Origin of the sequence: Marinovum sp., from assembly GCF_034669705.1 — a bacterium.
Taxonomy (GTDB): domain Bacteria; phylum Pseudomonadota; class Alphaproteobacteria; order Rhodobacterales; family Rhodobacteraceae; genus Marinovum.
In genome coordinates this window covers 48,315-63,908 of sequence record NZ_JAXMOR010000028.1, presented here as the reverse complement: position 1 = coordinate 63,908, position 15,594 = coordinate 48,315, and the positions used below count along the sequence as shown (strand labels likewise).

The window sequence follows — 15,594 nt, the reverse complement described above, 5'->3', positions numbered from 1 at the left end:
CTCCGAAACGGCGTGGCCGGCCACCGAAAAAGGAGAAGCAGATCAACACCGCCGGCTGATCACCGAGACCGAAAGGTGGGGAATTTTACTTCGGCACTTTTGGGGAAATTTGAAACGGCATTTACAACGGCCGCGGCCGCTGGATCGACAATCGGATGATCGAACGGTTCTGGCGGTCGCTGAAATACGAATGCGTCTACCTGAACGCCTTCGAGACCGGCTCGGACGCGCGCAACGGGATCGGGACATGGATCAACTATTACAATGAAAAACGCCCGCACTCATCGCACGGGCTGCTGACGCCCGCCGAGGCCTATGATACGCCACCCCAGACTCTGAAAGCCGCCGCCTGACATGAAACCCATGCTATAGCTTAACCCGGCGGAAAAATGGTCGAAAAACCAGGACCACCTCTGGGCTTCGTCGGCGTCCTAGCCGCGCCTGCGAAGTGCTCCCTGGTTCATTGAACTAGGTTGAACCGCAGTTCTTTGGAAAAACCGTCCTAGATGCCAGATTAAAAAGCTGCCTTTTGGCTGTTTTCCAGTAAGTTGGCACCCTGGCGCTTCGTTCACATCGAAGATGTCAGGAGTTCAAATCTCTTATCACCCACCACTCTCTCCCTAGTACAGACCGCCTACCACAGCAGCGTGCTGCTGTTGCGTGCGGGCGCGACGGGCAAGGGCGTCATGCCGATATCCCGCGCCAGCCTCGGATCCCGTCTCAGATCGGTCAGGTGACGCCGCTGACGCCGAGCGTCAAGCAACTGCATCCAGCGCAGTGCCCAGGTCGTGCGGCGGGCAGGGCGGGTCTCTGTGGTCAGGGCAAACATCTGCGGTTCCTTTCATGACGTGCAGTGATGCGCATCAGCCTGCGAGCTCAAGTAAACTTGAGGTCAAGCAGGGATTTCGGAAGATCGCGAATTCCGCCCGGCGGGTCTGATTTCCGCCTTGAAGCCCTCACGGGCGCACAGTAAAACCGGCCACCAAGGGTGATTAGCTCAGTTGGTAGAGCGCTTCGTTTACACCGAAGATGTCGGGAGTTCGAGTCTCTCATCACCCACCACTCCCCTCCGCCAGCATGCCATTTTCCGCACCGGCCAGCGACGTGGTTCGTTCTGCCGTGCGGATCACGACAATGCCTTGATCCTGCCGGGGATCGGCCAGGATGACGCGGCATGTCGTGAAGTCGTGTTCATGTTAACGAGGATAGGACGACCGATGACAGCCACCGATTCAAGCCTGCGCGCGGCCCTGCGCGCTTCCGCTCCGGTTTGCAGGAAACTGCCCGGCTTCTTCACGCCGATGCTTGGCCTTTATGCCAACCTCGTGGTGGTGATCAGCCTCTTTGCCGTGGTCTTTGCGATCGCCGCGTTGATCAGCGATGGCGCCTTCGGAACGCTTCTGGCTGTCGGGATCAGTCTCGGCGCCTTTGGAACGGCGGTGCTGATGGGGAAGGTCTATGAGATCTCCGTCTCGCTCAAGGTCCTCGCGCGGGCGGCGCAGGCCTAGGACCGGCGCCCCTTCCAGCCCCCGTGGCCGCAGGCGGTTTGCGCCGCCAGAGGGGCGGCCGCGGCGGGCAGGGGCCCCGGGCCGGCGGAGGCTGAGAAAAAGCCGGAAAAATCTTCGCCAATCCGCTTGACGCCACCGGCCGCTTCACTTAATCAGCCCCTCACGCGCGGTTGTAGCTCAGTTGGTTAGAGTACCGGCCTGTCACGCCGGGGGTCGCGGGTTCGAGCCCCGTCAACCGCGCCACTTTCCCCTTTCGATGATCAGTGACCTCCCCGCCAGGGGCCCCCTCATGCCGGCTTTCGTCGCCCGCAGACAGGGGCGTTTCACCGGTCCGGACGCGCGTTGTGGCAAGGCGAAAAACTTCCCCGATTTCCGACATTTCTCCGTTGACCCTCCGGGCGGCATATCTTAATCAGCCCTCACGCGCGGTTGTAGCTCAGTTGGTTAGAGTACCGGCCTGTCACGCCGGGGGTCGCGGGTTCGAGCCCCGTCAACCGCGCCACTTTTCCCGCAGGACGCGCAGCGATGCGCGCCTGCAGGACACCCTACAAACCCTTGGTATTGTTTCTGAAACGGCCCGCAGGGCTGGTCAGTAGGTATAGCCCATTGCTTCCTCGACCCCGAGGTCGAGCCGCGACCGCATCCAGTCCCGATCCGCCTCTGGCATCTCTGCCGGCGTCTCGGGCCGGGTCATCACCGAGGGTTTGAACTTCGCCCCCAGCCGCTTGGTCACCGGCTTGTAGGGCGTCTCGGTGGCCGGCAGCCCCAACCCAGCCACCAGGTCGGCAAGGAATGCCTCGGGCGCCGCCTGCACCGCCTCCATCCGGACAAAGACGCAGGAGCTGTGGCGGATCGCAAAGCTCAGCAGGGTGGCCATCTTGACCGCCCGAAGCTCGAACAGGTCGCGGAACATCGCGCCGGTCACCGGGTGGCGGTCGGCCTGCAACGGCTGGCCGCGGTATTCCGGTGCGTCGGCCCAGGGGAAATAGCGCGGCCGGTCGACGCGGGTGTCCCAGGGCGCGCGGATGAACTGCGAAAACCCCAGTGCCTGCATCGGCGGCCGCGTATGCCACGGCTTGGCATGCATCGACAGCGCCCAGGCATCGGCGGCGCGAAAGCAGCAGACCACGGTGAAATCCGCCGGGATCGCCAGCATCGAGGGCACCCCGTGTTTCCAGCCCAGCACCTCCGAATTGCCCAGCCAGCTGTTGCCGTCGATCAGCCGCTTGATGAAATTCGTCCCGGAGGAGCGCTCGCCCATCACCTGAAAGCGCTTGGGCGCGGCGCCACTGTGGCGGATGGTCCAGCCGGTGCCGGCCAGGTCGGTGAGGATTGTATCGCGCATGGGGGGCATTCCGGCTATCGTGAAGCAAAGTGGTAACCGGGCCCGCAGACCCGCGCAAGAGCAGGACAGATCCCATGCAGACAACCGCCGCCGCGCTGACCATGGTGCGTGACGATGCCTTTTTCCTCAAGGCCTGGCTGAGGCACTACGGCGAGGCGCTGGGCCGCGAGAACTGCACCATCATCAACCACGGCCGCGGCGAAGAGGTGGCAGAGCTGGCCCGGGGCTGCAACGTGATCGGCATCCCCGGCGACCCGCATCCCAATTTCGACATGAAGCGCTGGCGGCTGCTCAACAATCTGGTGCAGGGGCTGCGCTGCTATTACGACCATGTGATCGTCGGCGATGTCGACGAGCTGGTGGTGGTCGATCCCGCCGCCGGGGTCTCGCTGCTCGAGTTCCTGCGCGACCAGCCGCTGCGCCGGGTGCTGACGCCGGTGGGGCTCGAGGTGGTGCACCGGATCGACAGCGAGCCTGCACCGATCGAGGACCATATCCTCGGGCCCCGCCGCCACGTCCGCCTTGCGCCGCATTATTCCAAGCCCTGCGTGGTGTCACAGGGGGTCAAGCTGGCGCGGGGCGGGCATTTCGCCCAGAGCGCCAAGCTGCACACGCCGGACGGGCTGCTGCTGTTTCACCTCAAGTTCTGCGACTTCGGGACCTATGTTCAGGTGATGGATCACCGCAACGCGGTGACCGAGGCGGTGGGGGCCTCGGTGCGCGACGCGGCGATCGGGCGACACTGGTTCGCGCAGGCGCGGGGCGAGGACCGGGCGGTGTTCGAGGCCTTCGAGGCGGCCGCGCCCGAGGCCTTCGACCTGACCGGCGTGCGGCGGGCGATGCACCGGTCGTGGAAAAAGCGGGGCGAGACCGGGTTCTGGCAGTTCGACCGGGTGGAGAGCGAGAGGGTGATGGTGCTGCCGGAGCGGTTTTTGGGGGTGGTGTGAGCGGCCCCCTGTTCAGCGCATCGCGTGACGCCGCCTTCGGCGCTTTTGGCCCTGGATTGACCCGTTGCATCGACAGCTCAACCTGGAGCGAACAAGGCTGCTGCCCCATTCCTGCCACAATTGGTCTGCAGATTCCTTAACCAAACAAACATCAAGGCTCGATAAAAGAGCCGACATATCCGAGGCACGTAAATAAGGGCAGCGCAACAATGCCATCATTGGTGATCTATGATTGGTCGCAGTACACCACCAGCCTGACCCAGTCAGAGCTGGAAACCTCGACCCATGGCAATGACCCCGATCAGACCGGCACCAATCCCTACAATCCCGATTTGCCGACATGGACCGGGACCGATTTCACCTACAACGGCGGCACCTCCTCGGTCATCGACATCCTCGACGACGACGGCATGTTCCAGGATGGCTATGCCGAGACCGGCGGCGCGCAGACCCTGGCCTCTGATGTCACGATCAACGGCACCACCTATCTGGCCGGCTCGGTGGTCGAGAACGAGTTCTCGCTGGTGGACAGCTCCGGACTGGAGGTCTGGGTTGTCAAGATCGACGGCGTCAACGTTGGCTTTGCCTATCCCGAGGGCCACGCGCCCGCGACCGGATCGACCTACAACGCCAATGACACCCGCGATGGCGACGGCGCCGACAGTCTCGACCAGACCACGCCCAGCGAAGAGGCCTATGCCGACATGGCCTGTTTCACCGCCGGCACGCGGATCCGCACCGCCCGAGGCGAGGTGCCGGTCGAGGAGATCTCGGTCGGCGATCTGGTCTGGACGCTGGACCACGGGTTCCAGCCGGTCCGCTGGGTCGGCCACAGCCGGCTGGGCGAGGCGGCGCTCGCGCACAACCCGCATCTGAAGCCGGTGTTGATCCCGGCCGGTGTGTTGCGCAGCACGGCAGACCTGCTGGTCTCGCCGCAACATTGTCTCCTGATGAAGGCCGGCGGCCAGTCGATGCTAGTCCGAGCCAAGCACCTGGGCGAACTCGACGGGCCGGTGCGGGTCGCGCGTGGCAAGCGGGACGTGGCGTATCATCACTTGATGTTCGACCGGCACCAGATCTTGCTCTCGAACGGCGTCCTGTCGGAGAGTTTCTACCCCGGGCCGCAGGCGATGAAGGCGCTGTCGTCGATCAATCGCGTGCGGATCCTTGCGATGCTCCCGCGCCTTCTTGACGCCGCGCCGGAGGAGGCCTACGGGCCCACCGCGCGCCCGGTGCTCAGGCGCAAGGCGCTTGACCAGCTCGCCCGTCTGAAACGCGACCATCCCGCGACGCGCAGCATCGTGTTCCAGCAGGGAACCCGCCAGAAAGCCTTCGCCAGTTGAGGTCACGTGACCCGGGCTGTCCGGTGTCCCCCGCGCGCAACTATGTGACGGAGGGTTTGGAGCAGCTGGCGACTGCGGGGAGGGCCGCCGCCATTCTGGCTCCCTTGCGAATCTTGTGATTTCCTAGCTCACCCCACACTCCCCAACACCCTGACCCAGCTCCGCATCCCCTTGTGAAAGCTCGTCAGCGCATATTTCTCGTTCGGCGAGTGGATCTGGTCATCGTCCAGCCCGAAGCCGATCAGCATCGCCGGCATGTCCAGCACCTCGCCGAAATACCCCGCGATCGGGATCGAGCCGCCGCAGCCGGCAAACACCGCCGGGTTCGGCCATTCGTCAGTGAGCGCCTGCCGCGCGGCCTCGAACAGCGGCGAGGCGGTGTCCATCGTGGCCGCCGGCGAGGCGCCGTGGGCTTGGAAGCGCACGCTGCAATCCTCTGGCAGCTGGCCTTGCACATAGGCGCGAAAGCTCTCGCGGATGGCATGCGGGTCCTGCTGGCCCACCAGGCGGAAGCTCACCTTGGCATGGGCCTCGGCCGGCAGCACGGTCTTGAAGCCGGCGCCGGTGTAGCCGCCCCAGATGCCGTTGACGTCGCAGGTCGGGCGCGACCAGATCATCTCGAGCCCGGTGCAGGTGTTCTCGCCCGCCGGCCGTGACAGCCCCACCGCGCCGAGAAAGTCGCGTGCCATCTCGGACGGATCGCCGAGCACGGCCCATTGTTCGCGGACCTCGGCCGGCAGTTCCGGCACGCCGTCGTAGAAACCGGGCAGGGTGACCCGGCCGGTGTCGTCATGCAGCCCCGCGAGCACGCGGGAGAGCACCCGGATCGGATTCATCGCGATGCCGCCGAACATGCCGGAATGCAGATCGCGGTCGGGGCCTTTGATGGTCAGCTCCTCGCCCATCAGCCCGCGCAGCATGGTGACGATGGTGGGCGTCTCGGGGTCATACATGCCGGTGTCGCAGATCAGCGCGATGTCGGCTTTCAGCTCGGCGGCATTGTCGGTCATGAAGGGAATGAGCGAGGGCGAGCCGCTCTCCTCCTCGCCCTCGAAGAAGAAGGTGATGCGGCAGGGCAGGCGGCCATGCACCGCGATCCACGCCCGGCAGGCCTCGACAAAGGTCATCAGCTGGCCCTTGTCGTCGCTGGCGCCGCGGCCGCGGATCACCTTGCCGGCGGGGGTGTCCTCGATCTGCGGATCAAACGGATCGGCGTGCCAGAGCTCGAGCGGGTCGACCGGCTGCACGTCGTAATGGCCGTAGAACAGCAGGTGCGGGCCGCCCTCGCCGATGTGGCCCACCACCATGGGGTGTCCGGGGGTGGGGCGGGCGCTGGCCTCGGCGCCGAGGCTCTGCAGATCGGCCACCAGCCAGTCGGCGGCCTGCTGGCACTGCGGGGCATAGTCCGGATCGGTGGAAATCGATTGGATTCGAAGAAGCTCCTTCAAGCGGTCAGATGCCGCATTGAGGTCATCGTCGATTCGGGTCAGAACGGGAGAGATATCCATCGGCGGGTTTCCTTTTTGCGTCAGACCCTAGCGAAGAGGAAACCACTGTCCAGTGGGGTTTGACATAGGTCAATGCTGCGGCCATGGGTCGCCGTTAGTAGTGGTTGCCAGACGGGATTTCCCGCTGTAAGTATTCAGGAACGTGAATTTGACTGCCCCTGCGGCGGTCTTGTTCGGACGCAGGGCCCGCGGCCCCACGCAAACGGAGGTGCCCCGGTGAGCCAGAAGCAGGACTATACCGCGAAACTCGACACGGCCCTCGGCCGTCTGCACGAAGAGGGGCGCTACCGGACCTTCATCGACATCGAGCGCAAGCAGGGCCATTTCCCGCATGCCACATGGCGCAAGCCCGATGGCAGCGAACAGCCGATCACCGTCTGGTGCGGCAATGACTACCTCGGCATGGGCCAGCACCCGGTGGTGCTCGCGGCGATGCACGAGGCGGTCGATGCAACCGGCGCAGGCTCTGGCGGCACCCGCAACATCTCGGGCACCACGGTGTATCACAAGCGGCTCGAGGCCGAGCTGGCCGACCTGCACGGCAAGGAATCGGCGCTGCTGTTCACCAGCGCCTATATCGCCAATGATGCCACGCTCAGCACTCTGCCCAAGCTGTTTCCCGGGCTGATCATCTATTCCGACGCGCTCAACCATGCCTCGATGATCGAGGGCGTGCGCCGCAACGGTGGCGCCAAGCGGATCTTCCGCCACAATGATCTCGACCACCTGCGCGAGCTGCTCGAGGCCGACGATCCTGCGGCGCCCAAGGTCATCGCCTTTGAATCAGTCTATTCGATGGACGGCGATTTCGGCCCGATCGAGGCGATCTGCGACCTGGCCGATGAATTCGGCGCGCTGACCTATATCGACGAGGTACACGCGGTCGGCATGTACGGCCCGCGCGGCGGCGGCGTGGCCGAGCGTGACCGTCTGATGCACCGGCTCGACATCATCAACGGCACCCTGGCCAAGGCCTATGGCGTGATGGGCGGCTATATCGCGGCGAGCCACAAGATGTGCGACGCCATCCGCTCCTATGCGCCGGGCTTCATCTTCACCACCTCGCTGCCGCCGGCGGTGGCGGCGGGGGCCGCGGCCAGCGTGCGTCACCTCAAGACCGACCAGGCGCTGCGCGAGCGTCACCAGACCCAGGCCAAGATCCTCAAGCTGCGGCTCAAGGGGCTGGGCATGCCGATCATCGACCACGGCAGCCATATCGTGCCGGTGATCGTCGGCGACCCGGTGCACACCAAGAAGCTGTCGGACATGTTGCTCGGCACCTATGGCATCTATGTCCAGCCGATCAACTTCCCGACCGTGCCGCGCGGCACCGAGCGGCTGCGGTTCACGCCCTCGCCGGTGCATGGCCCGCGCGAGATCGATGCACTTGTACGTGCTATGGACGATCTCTGGTCGCATTGTGCGCTGAATCGTGCCGACCTGAGTGCCTAGACGTATTTGACCCTGCCATTGTTAGCGCTACGTGCTAATCTTCTAGCAACATATAGGGCGACACGAATCGTCCTGATCCGTTGGGGAATGGTCAGGGCATCGAAGAACGGGGCAGATGGGCATGATAGGGCGCAAACTGAGGCGCGGCACTGCGCCAGGCGAGGATACCGTCGGCCCGAAGGGGTTTGACGACTTCGCCTTGCGTCTTGGCGATGTCATGCGCGGCGAACGCGCCACGATGGGCAAATCGCTGCTCGACGTGCAGCGCGAGCTGCGGATCAAGGCCTCCTATATCGCCGCAATCGAGAATTGCGATCCCGAAGCCTTTGACACCCCCGGCTTCATCGCCGGCTACGTGCGGTCCTATGCGCGCTATCTTGGCATGGACCCCGACGCCACCTTTCAGAAATTCTGTTTCGAAAGCGGTTTCACCACCGCCCATGGCATGTCGGCCGAGGCCTCGAGCCAACAGCGCAAGCCCGGCCAGACGCTGCCGCAGAAACCCGCCGGCGAGCGTGACCTGTTCAAGGACCCGCACATGCCCTTCGCCCCGCGCGGCGAGAGCCTGCTGGCGCAGATCGAACCCGGCGCCATCGGCTCGATGGCGGTGCTGCTGACGCTGATCGCCGGCATCGGCTATGGTGGCTGGAGCGTGCTGCAGGAGATCCAGCGGGTGCAGCTCACCCCGGTCGACCAGACGCCGATCGCGCTGGCGGAACTCGACCCGCTCGAAGGGGCAGGGCGGATCACCCCGGAAGGCGACAGCCTCGACCCTGATGAGACCCGCGGCGCCGGCGTCTTCGCGCCGCCCTCTGGCGAGCCGCTGGACCGGCTCTACCGGCCGCAGGCGCTGGACGTGCCGGTGATGATCGCCCGTGATGCGCCGATCTCGACGCTCGATCCCTCGCGCGTGGGCAGCTTTGCAAATGCCAGCCGCGAACGCGCGCCCTCGATCGTGACCGCCAGCGCCGCCGCGTCGGGCGATGTGCCGCTCGAGCAGGTGATGACCGAGGTGGCCGAGCAGGTCGCCAGCACCCTGCCGCAGGTGCTCGAAGCGCCGAAACCCGGGGTCCAGCTGGTCGCCGTACGGCCGGCCTGGGTGCGGGTGCGCGCCGCCGACGGCTCGGTGCTCTACGAGGCGGTGATGAACGCCGGTGACACCTATGACGTGCCGCAGGGCGAAGAGCCGGCGACGCTGCGAGTCGGCGCCTCCGGCGCGGTCTACTTTGCGGTCAACGGCCAGACCTACGGGCCCGCCGGCCCGCGTGGCGCGGTCACCTCCAACGTGGCGCTGGCAGCCGCCAGCCTGACCGACCGCTACCAGCCCGCCGATCCCGCCAGCGACGGCGACCTCGAGAAGATGGTGGCCCAGCTCAACCTGCGCGTCGCCACGCCGGCGCCGGAGGCGGACAGCGAATAACCCCGCCGAATACCCTCTGACGCATTGCATTACCGCCCGGGCTGACTAGGTTGCGGGCACATGCCTTCAGCTTCGGGAATCCCGCCATGAGCCTCAATCACGTCCGTCCGTGGCGCAATATCTACCGCCGCAAGAGCCGTCAGATCATGGTGGGCAACGTGGCCGTTGGCGGCGACGCGCCGATCTCGGTGCAGACCATGACCAACACCATCACCACCGACGTGCGCGGCACGCTCGACCAGATCATCCGCTCGGCCGAGGCCGGGGCCGACATCGTCCGCGTCTCGGTGCCCGACGAGGCCTCGGCCCGCGCGATGAAGGAGATCTGTCGCGAGAGCCCGGTGCCGATCGTCGCCGACATCCATTTCCACTACAAGCGCGGCATCGAGGCCGCCGAGGCCGGTGCCGCCTGCCTGAGGATCAACCCCGGCAACATCGGTTCGCAGGACCGCGTCAAGGAGGTGATCCGCGCCGCGCGCGACCACAACTGCTCGATCCGCATCGGCGTCAACGCCGGCTCGCTGGAAAAGCACCTGCTGGAGAAATACGGCGAGCCGACGCCCGAGGCCATGGTCGAAAGCGGTCTCGATCACATCAAGGTGCTGCAGGACAACGACTTTCACGACTTCAAGATCTCCTGCAAGGCGTCTGATGTCTTCATGGCCGCCGCCGCCTACCAGGCGCTGGCCGAGGCCACCGATGCGCCCATCCATCTCGGCATCACCGAGGCCGGGGGGCTGACCTCGGGCACGATCAAATCCGCCATCGGCCTTGGCAACCTGCTGTGGATGGGCATCGGCGACACCATCCGCGTCAGCCTTTCGGCTGACCCGGTCGAAGAGGTCAAGGTCGGCTTCGAGATCCTCAAGTCGCTGGGCCTGCGCCACCGCGGCGTCAACATCATCTCCTGCCCGAGCTGTGCCCGTCAGGGGTTCGACGTGATCAAGACGGTGGAGATCCTCGAGCAGCGGCTCGAGCACATCAAGACGCCGATGAGCCTGTCGATCATCGGCTGCGTGGTCAACGGCCCCGGCGAGGCGCTGATGACCGATGTCGGCTTCACCGGCGGCGGCGCCGGCAGCGGCATGGTTTATCTCGCCGGCAAGGCCAGCCACAAGATGTCAAACGAGCAGATGGTCGAGCACATCGTCGAAGAGGTGGAAAAGAAGGCCGCCGAACTCGAAGCCGCCACCGCCCAGGCCGCGGAGTAACCGCCGCAGCCCTCCCCCGACCGAGCCCTTCTTCTGGCCGAAAATAGTCCCGAAGGAGGCCGCAGGCCGGGGGCAGAGCCCCCGAACTCTCCCGACCACATCACGCAGGCCCAGCGGTCCCTCCGAACACCGCCCCGGACCTGATCCGGGGCCTCACCGCCAGATTCACGCCGGCCCGGCGGCGAATTAGCCCTCGGCGCGGCTTTCTTCCACCACCTGACGCATGGCGTCGAGCGGCAGGTAGCCGCGCAGCAGGGTCTCGTCGAGCACGAAGGTCGGCGTGCCGTTGATCTGCAGCCGCTGCGCCAGCGCCCGGGTCTCGGCGATGCGCTCTGCCACGGTGTCGCTCTCCATTTCGGCCAGCACCGCCGCGGCATCGAGCTCCAGGGTCTCGGCCAGGCGTCGCAGCGCCGCCTCGTTGACCGTGCCGCCGAAATTGATCAGCGCCTCATGGGCCGCCATATAGGCGTCCTCGCCGGCCACTTCGCCGGCCGCGATGGCGAACTTCGAACTTTCCAGACTGTCCGGCCCGAGGATCGGGAACTCCTTGACGATGAAGCGGATATTGCCGTCGCTCTCGATCAGCTCCTTGACCTCTTCATGCGCCTTGCGGCAGTAGCCGCAGCGGTAGTCGATGAACTCGACCAGCGTCACGTCGCCCTTGGGATTGCCGCCCACATGGCTGAAGCCGTCGTCGAAGATATCGCCCCGGTTGGCGGCGATCAGATCGACGTCGCGGTCGCCCTGCGCCGCCTGCTGGCGCTGCTCGAGCGCGTTGACCGCTTCGATGATCACCTCGGGGTTCTCCATCAGGTAGGCGCGCACCGCCGCGCCGAAGGCGGCGCTCTCGGCCTCGGTCATGTCGGTCAGATCGGTGGCCAGCGCCGGCCCGGCCAGCAGCGTTGCGGCAAGGGCGGTGGAGGTGAGAAAACGATACATTGGGGATCCCCTGTGGTCTGGCGCCTCAGCGCAGGTGTCTGGTGGCAGAAAGCACATCCTCGGCCCGCCGCCAAGGGCCCGAGCCGCGCGGCAGCTGCGCCTCGGCGCGGGTGGCATGCAACCGCGCATCCTCGAGCCGGCCCTGCAACGCATAGCGCTCGGCGGTGACCAGCGACGCCATGCCGGTCTGGCCGGTCTTGGCATAGGCGACCGCAAGGTCGCGCAGGATGCGGGGGTCGCGGAAATCCCGCGCCCGGGCGCGTTCCAGCACGGCAAGCGCGGCGCCGGGATCGCCGGCGGCCAGCTGCGCCCGGCCAAGCCCGCCGAGGATCAGCGCCTCGTTCGGCGCCATCTTGGCGGCCGCGGCATAGACCTGCACTGCCGGCCCGAACTGCCGGCTTTCGAGCAGGATCTGCCCCTTGAGTTCGAGATAGAGCGCATCCTTGGGGCGCATCGCCAGCGCCCGGTCGATCGCCGCCAGAGATTTCTTCAGGTTCGAGCTGCGGTGATGCGCCACCGCCTCGCGCATCAGGGCGATGTCCGGGCTCAGGCTCGAGTTCGCCCGCCGCAGGGTCCAGCTCGGCGCGCGCAGGAAGGCCGAGAGCTTTCCCTGCGCCCGGTCGAACCAATAGGCGGCGCCGGGGTCCCTGCGGGTCTGGCCGGCGTTGCCGGCGACAAAGCCCTGCGCCGCACGCATCCGGTCGCGGGTCAGCGGGTGCGAGCGCATGTAGGGGTCCTGCCGGGTGGCGCTCAGCGCCTCCTGGCCGCGAAAGATGTCATGCACCTCGAGCGCGGCTCTGGGGTCGATCCCGGCGCGCAGCAGGCTGCGCAGCGCGGTGGCATCGGCCGAGCTTTCCTCGGCGCGGGTATGGGCGAGGAACTGGCGCAGCGCCGCGCTCTGGCTGCCGGCGGCGATGCCGGTGGCGACCGAGGGTGCGCCAGAGGCCGCGGCGGCGGCGGCCAGCACCATGCCGAGGCCTGCGGCGGTGCGCGCGGCGCGGGCATTGCCGGCGCGGCGGGCGAGGTGACCGTTGGAGATATGCGCCGCCTCATGGGCGATGACATATTGCAGCGCCTCGGCGCTGCCGAGCTTCATGATCAGCCCGGAATTGAGGAAGATATGCTGGTTGTCGGCGACAAAGGCATTCAGCGAAGGATCATCGATCACCAGCACCCGCAGGTTCGACGGCACCCCGGCGGCGCGCAGCACCGGCGCGGCCAGCTGCGTCAGCGCGTATTCCACGTCGGCATCGCGGATCAGCCCGGCCGCCTTGGCCGGCACGACGAAAAGCGCCCAGAGCATGAGCGCCGCCACAGCCTGTCTCAGTATCCGCATTGACCTCCCCGCTTCGATCCCGGAAAACCGCCTCCGGGCAGAGCTTGGGAGAATTGCATGCGAGACTCAAGGCGCGGTGAGGTCGATCCCTTCATTGTGATGGACGTGATGGAGGCCGCACGGCAGGCCGAGGCGGCGGGTCGCCACATCATCCACATGGAGGTCGGACAGCCCGGAACGCCCGCGCCGCAAGGCGCACGCGACGCCGTGGGCCGGGCGATGCAGAGCGATCCGATGGGCTATACCGTGGCGCTGGGCCTGCCGGCGCTGCGCGCCCGGATTGCGCGGCTTTATGCCGATTGGTACGGGGTCACGCTTGATCCGGCGCGGGTGATCGTCACGCCGGGCTCATCAGGCGCCTTCCTGCTGGCCTTCACCGCGCTGTTCGATGCCGGCGACCGGGTGGCGATCGGCGCGCCGGGCTATCCGAGCTATCGCCAGATCCTCAAAGGGCTGTCCCTGCGGCCGGTCGACCTTGCCACACGTCCTGAACATCGCCTGCAGCCGGTGCCGGAGGATTTTGCCGGCCTCGACATCCAGGGCCTGCTGGTGGCCTCGCCCGCCAATCCGACCGGCACCATGCTGGACCGGGCGGCGATGACGGCGCTGATCCAGGCGGCGCAGGCCAAGGGCGCGGCCTTCATCTCGGACGAGATATACCACGGCATCGAATACGAGGCCAAGGCGGTCACCGCGCTGGAGATCACCGACGACTGCTATGTGATCAACTCCTTCTCCAAGTATTTCAGCATGACCGGCTGGCGCGTCGGCTGGATGGTGGTGCCCGAAGATCACGTGCGCAAGATCGAGCGGCTGGCGCAGAACATGTTCATCTGCGCCCCGCATGTGGCGCAGGTGGCGGCGCTGGCGGCGATGGACTGCGACACCGAGCTGCGCGCCAACCTCGCGGTCTATGCCGAGAACCGCCGGCTGATGCTCGAGGGGCTGCCCAAGGCCGGCTTCGACCGGATCGCGCCGCCTGATGGTGCCTTCTACGTCTATGCCGATGTCAGCCACCTGACTGACGACAGCCTCGGCTTTGCCCGCGCGATCCTCGACGAGGCCGGGGTGGCGGTGACGCCGGGGCTGGATTTCGACCCGGTGCGCGGCGGCGGCACACTGCGGTTCTCCTATGCCCGCAGCACCGCCGACATCCGCGAAGGGCTGGCGCGGTTGTCGGGGTTCATGGCCGGACGCGGCCTGACGCGGGCGTGAACGCGGCGCCGCAAGAGGGCTGTACGACGGGCCGATGCGTGGTAGATTGCCGCCGGAACGCGGGCAGGAGACCCGTGCAGCAAGGGGCCTCGGCATGAGCAGATATTTCCTTTCCGCCTGCGCCGTCGCGCTGGCCGCTTTTACCACGGCTGCCACGGCGCAGGAGTTTGGCGCCTTGGCGCGGATCGACGCCGAGGAGACCGGTGTCGTCCGCGGCGGCGATCTGACGCTGGAATTCGGGCTCTCGCAGGGGGTGCCCTGGCGGGCCTACACGCTGGCCGATCCCGACCGGCTGATCCTCGACTTCCAGGAGGTCGACTGGACCGGGCTGACGCCAGAGGCCTTCGAGTCGAAACTGCTCGAGACCGTGCGTTTCGGTGCGCTGCAGCCCGGCTGGTCGCGCTTCGTGGCCGAGCTTGCGACGCCGTTGACCCTGCGCACCGCCGCGCTCGAGATCGATGATACCACCGCTGGCGCGCTCTTGCGGCTGACGCTCGACAAGGCCGGACGCGCGGCGTTCGATGCCGCCACCGGTGCCGTGCCGAGCGCGCAATGGGTGATGCCGGAGCCGGCCTTGCGGGCCGAGGCGGGGGGCGTGCCGGATGTGCTGACCGTGGTCCTCGACCCCGGCCATGGCGGCATCGATCCCGGCGCGCTTCGCGGCGGCTACCGCGAAAGCGACCTGGTGCTGCAGCTGGCGCGCGACGTCAAGGAAGCGCTGCTGCGCGCCGGCGGCATCGAGGTGGTGATGACCCGCGAGGAGGATCATTTCGTCTCGCTCGAGGCCCGCGTCGCGATTGCCCGGCGCGCCGGCGCACACCTGTTCATCTCGCTGCATGCTGATGCGATCGAAGAGGGGGTGGCGCATGGCGCCTCGGTCTACACCCTGTCAGAGACCGCCACCGACGAGGCCACCGCGGCGCTGGCCGAACGCCACGACCGCAGCGATCTGCTGGCCGGCGTCGACCTTACCGGATCGGACGACGAGGTGGCCGAGATCCTGATGGATCTGGCACGGCAGGACAACGGCCCGCGCTCGGTGCTGCTGGCGCGCGCCATGGTCGACGCCATCGGCGCGGCGGTGGGCGAGATCCACAAGGACCCGCTGCGCGAGGCCGGGTTCTCGGTGCTCAAGGCCGCCGACATACCAAGCGTGCTGGTCGAGGTCGGCTTCCTCTCGACCGACCGCGATCTCGAGAACCTGCAGGACCCGCAATGGCGGCTGAAGATGGCCACCGGCATCCGCGACGGCATCCTAGCCTGGGCCCGTGCGGATGCCACCATCGCGCCGCTCAGGCGAAAGTGATCGGCGCGGTTGGCTGATTTCCGCGATCGGCGATCATAACGGGGTTTGTGTTTTGACCCCCCTT

General features: G+C 66.6%; 13 protein-coding genes, 3 tRNA genes and 1 pseudogene. 12 read left to right on the top strand and 5 right to left on the bottom strand.

Annotation, left to right across the window (positions count from 1 at the left end; all coding sequences use genetic code 11):
• Nucleotides 1-125: 125 nt before the first annotated feature.
• Nucleotides 126-353, top strand: a pseudogene (locus VOI27_RS17530) (integrase core domain-containing protein); the annotation flags it as partial.
• 281 nt (nucleotides 354-634) lie between these two features.
• Here VOI27_RS17530 and VOI27_RS17525 read toward each other — a convergent pair.
• Nucleotides 635-829 carry a hypothetical protein gene (locus VOI27_RS17525; protein ID WP_323766890.1) on the bottom strand — a complete coding sequence of 65 codons (195 nt, stop codon included), beginning with the start codon at nucleotides 827-829 and terminating at the stop codon, nucleotides 635-637.
• A gap of 157 nt (nucleotides 830-986) precedes the next feature.
• Between VOI27_RS17525 and VOI27_RS17520 the strand changes: the two genes are divergently transcribed.
• The 4 genes from VOI27_RS17520 (at nucleotide 987) to VOI27_RS17505 (ending at nucleotide 2,010) form a co-directional block, all read left to right on the top strand.
• Nucleotides 987-1,062: transfer RNA gene (locus tag VOI27_RS17520), tRNA-Val, on the top strand.
• A 155-nt stretch (nucleotides 1,063-1,217) separates the two neighbouring features.
• Nucleotides 1,218-1,508, top strand: coding sequence for a hypothetical protein (locus VOI27_RS17515; protein WP_323766888.1), 291 nt, complete (start codon nucleotides 1,218-1,220; stop codon nucleotides 1,506-1,508).
• A 166-nt stretch (nucleotides 1,509-1,674) separates the two neighbouring features.
• Nucleotides 1,675-1,751, top strand: a tRNA-Asp gene (locus tag VOI27_RS17510).
• Between the two features lie 182 nt (nucleotides 1,752-1,933).
• Nucleotides 1,934-2,010, top strand: a tRNA-Asp gene (locus tag VOI27_RS17505).
• Between the two features lie 87 nt (nucleotides 2,011-2,097).
• Here VOI27_RS17505 and VOI27_RS17500 read toward each other — a convergent pair.
• On the bottom strand, nucleotides 2,098-2,853 hold the full coding sequence (locus tag VOI27_RS17500; RefSeq protein ID WP_323766886.1) for a hypothetical protein: 756 nt from the start codon (nucleotides 2,851-2,853) through the stop codon (nucleotides 2,098-2,100).
• 74 nt (nucleotides 2,854-2,927) lie between these two features.
• Between VOI27_RS17500 and VOI27_RS17495 the strand changes: the two genes are divergently transcribed.
• Entirely contained in the window at nucleotides 2,928-3,800 is an 873-nt protein-coding gene (locus VOI27_RS17495) for a glycosyltransferase family 2 protein (RefSeq protein WP_323766883.1), read from the top strand.
• Between the two features lie 209 nt (nucleotides 3,801-4,009).
• Entirely contained in the window at nucleotides 4,010-5,143 is a 1,134-nt protein-coding gene (locus tag VOI27_RS17490) for a Hint domain-containing protein (RefSeq protein WP_323766881.1), read from the top strand.
• A 128-nt stretch (nucleotides 5,144-5,271) separates the two neighbouring features.
• Here VOI27_RS17490 and VOI27_RS17485 read toward each other — a convergent pair whose 3' ends face one another.
• Nucleotides 5,272-6,651: a M20/M25/M40 family metallo-hydrolase gene (locus tag VOI27_RS17485; protein ID WP_323766879.1), complete on the bottom strand. Its 1,380-nt coding sequence runs from the start codon at nucleotides 6,649-6,651 to the stop codon at nucleotides 5,272-5,274.
• A gap of 216 nt (nucleotides 6,652-6,867) precedes the next feature.
• On the opposite strand from VOI27_RS17485, the gene hemA reads away from it, so the two are divergent.
• The 3 genes from hemA (at nucleotide 6,868) to ispG (ending at nucleotide 10,734) form a co-directional block, all read left to right on the top strand.
• On the top strand, nucleotides 6,868-8,103 hold the full coding sequence (hemA, locus tag VOI27_RS17480) for a 5-aminolevulinate synthase (RefSeq protein ID WP_323766877.1): 1,236 nt from the start codon (nucleotides 6,868-6,870) through the stop codon (nucleotides 8,101-8,103).
• A 121-nt stretch (nucleotides 8,104-8,224) separates the two neighbouring features.
• A complete protein-coding gene (locus VOI27_RS17475) occupies nucleotides 8,225-9,523 on the top strand; it encodes a helix-turn-helix domain-containing protein (RefSeq protein ID WP_323766875.1) in 1,299 nt (432 codons plus the stop codon).
• An 86-nt stretch (nucleotides 9,524-9,609) separates the two neighbouring features.
• Entirely contained in the window at nucleotides 9,610-10,734 is a 1,125-nt protein-coding gene (ispG, locus tag VOI27_RS17470) for a flavodoxin-dependent (E)-4-hydroxy-3-methylbut-2-enyl-diphosphate synthase (protein WP_323766873.1), read from the top strand.
• A gap of 186 nt (nucleotides 10,735-10,920) precedes the next feature.
• Here the strand turns inward: ispG and VOI27_RS17465 are convergent, their stop codons facing one another.
• Together VOI27_RS17465 and VOI27_RS17460 are read right to left on the bottom strand one after the other, a co-directional pair.
• Complete coding sequence (locus VOI27_RS17465; RefSeq protein WP_323766871.1) at nucleotides 10,921-11,673, bottom strand: DsbA family protein; 753 nt, start codon at nucleotides 11,671-11,673, stop codon at nucleotides 10,921-10,923.
• A gap of 25 nt (nucleotides 11,674-11,698) precedes the next feature.
• Nucleotides 11,699-13,009 carry a M48 family metalloprotease gene (locus VOI27_RS17460; RefSeq protein WP_323766869.1) on the bottom strand — a complete coding sequence of 437 codons (1,311 nt, stop codon included), beginning with the start codon at nucleotides 13,007-13,009 and terminating at the stop codon, nucleotides 11,699-11,701.
• A 57-nt stretch (nucleotides 13,010-13,066) separates the two neighbouring features.
• On the opposite strand from VOI27_RS17460, the gene VOI27_RS17455 reads away from it, so the two are divergent.
• Nucleotides 13,067-14,224, top strand: coding sequence for a pyridoxal phosphate-dependent aminotransferase (locus VOI27_RS17455; protein WP_323766867.1), 1,158 nt, complete (start codon nucleotides 13,067-13,069; stop codon nucleotides 14,222-14,224).
• Nucleotides 14,225-14,318: 94 nt separating this feature from the next.
• Nucleotides 14,319-15,530 (top strand): N-acetylmuramoyl-L-alanine amidase, encoded by a 1,212-nt coding sequence (locus VOI27_RS17450; RefSeq protein WP_323766865.1) that lies wholly within the window; start codon nucleotides 14,319-14,321, stop codon nucleotides 15,528-15,530.
• The last annotated feature ends 64 nt before the right edge of the window (nucleotides 15,531-15,594 follow it).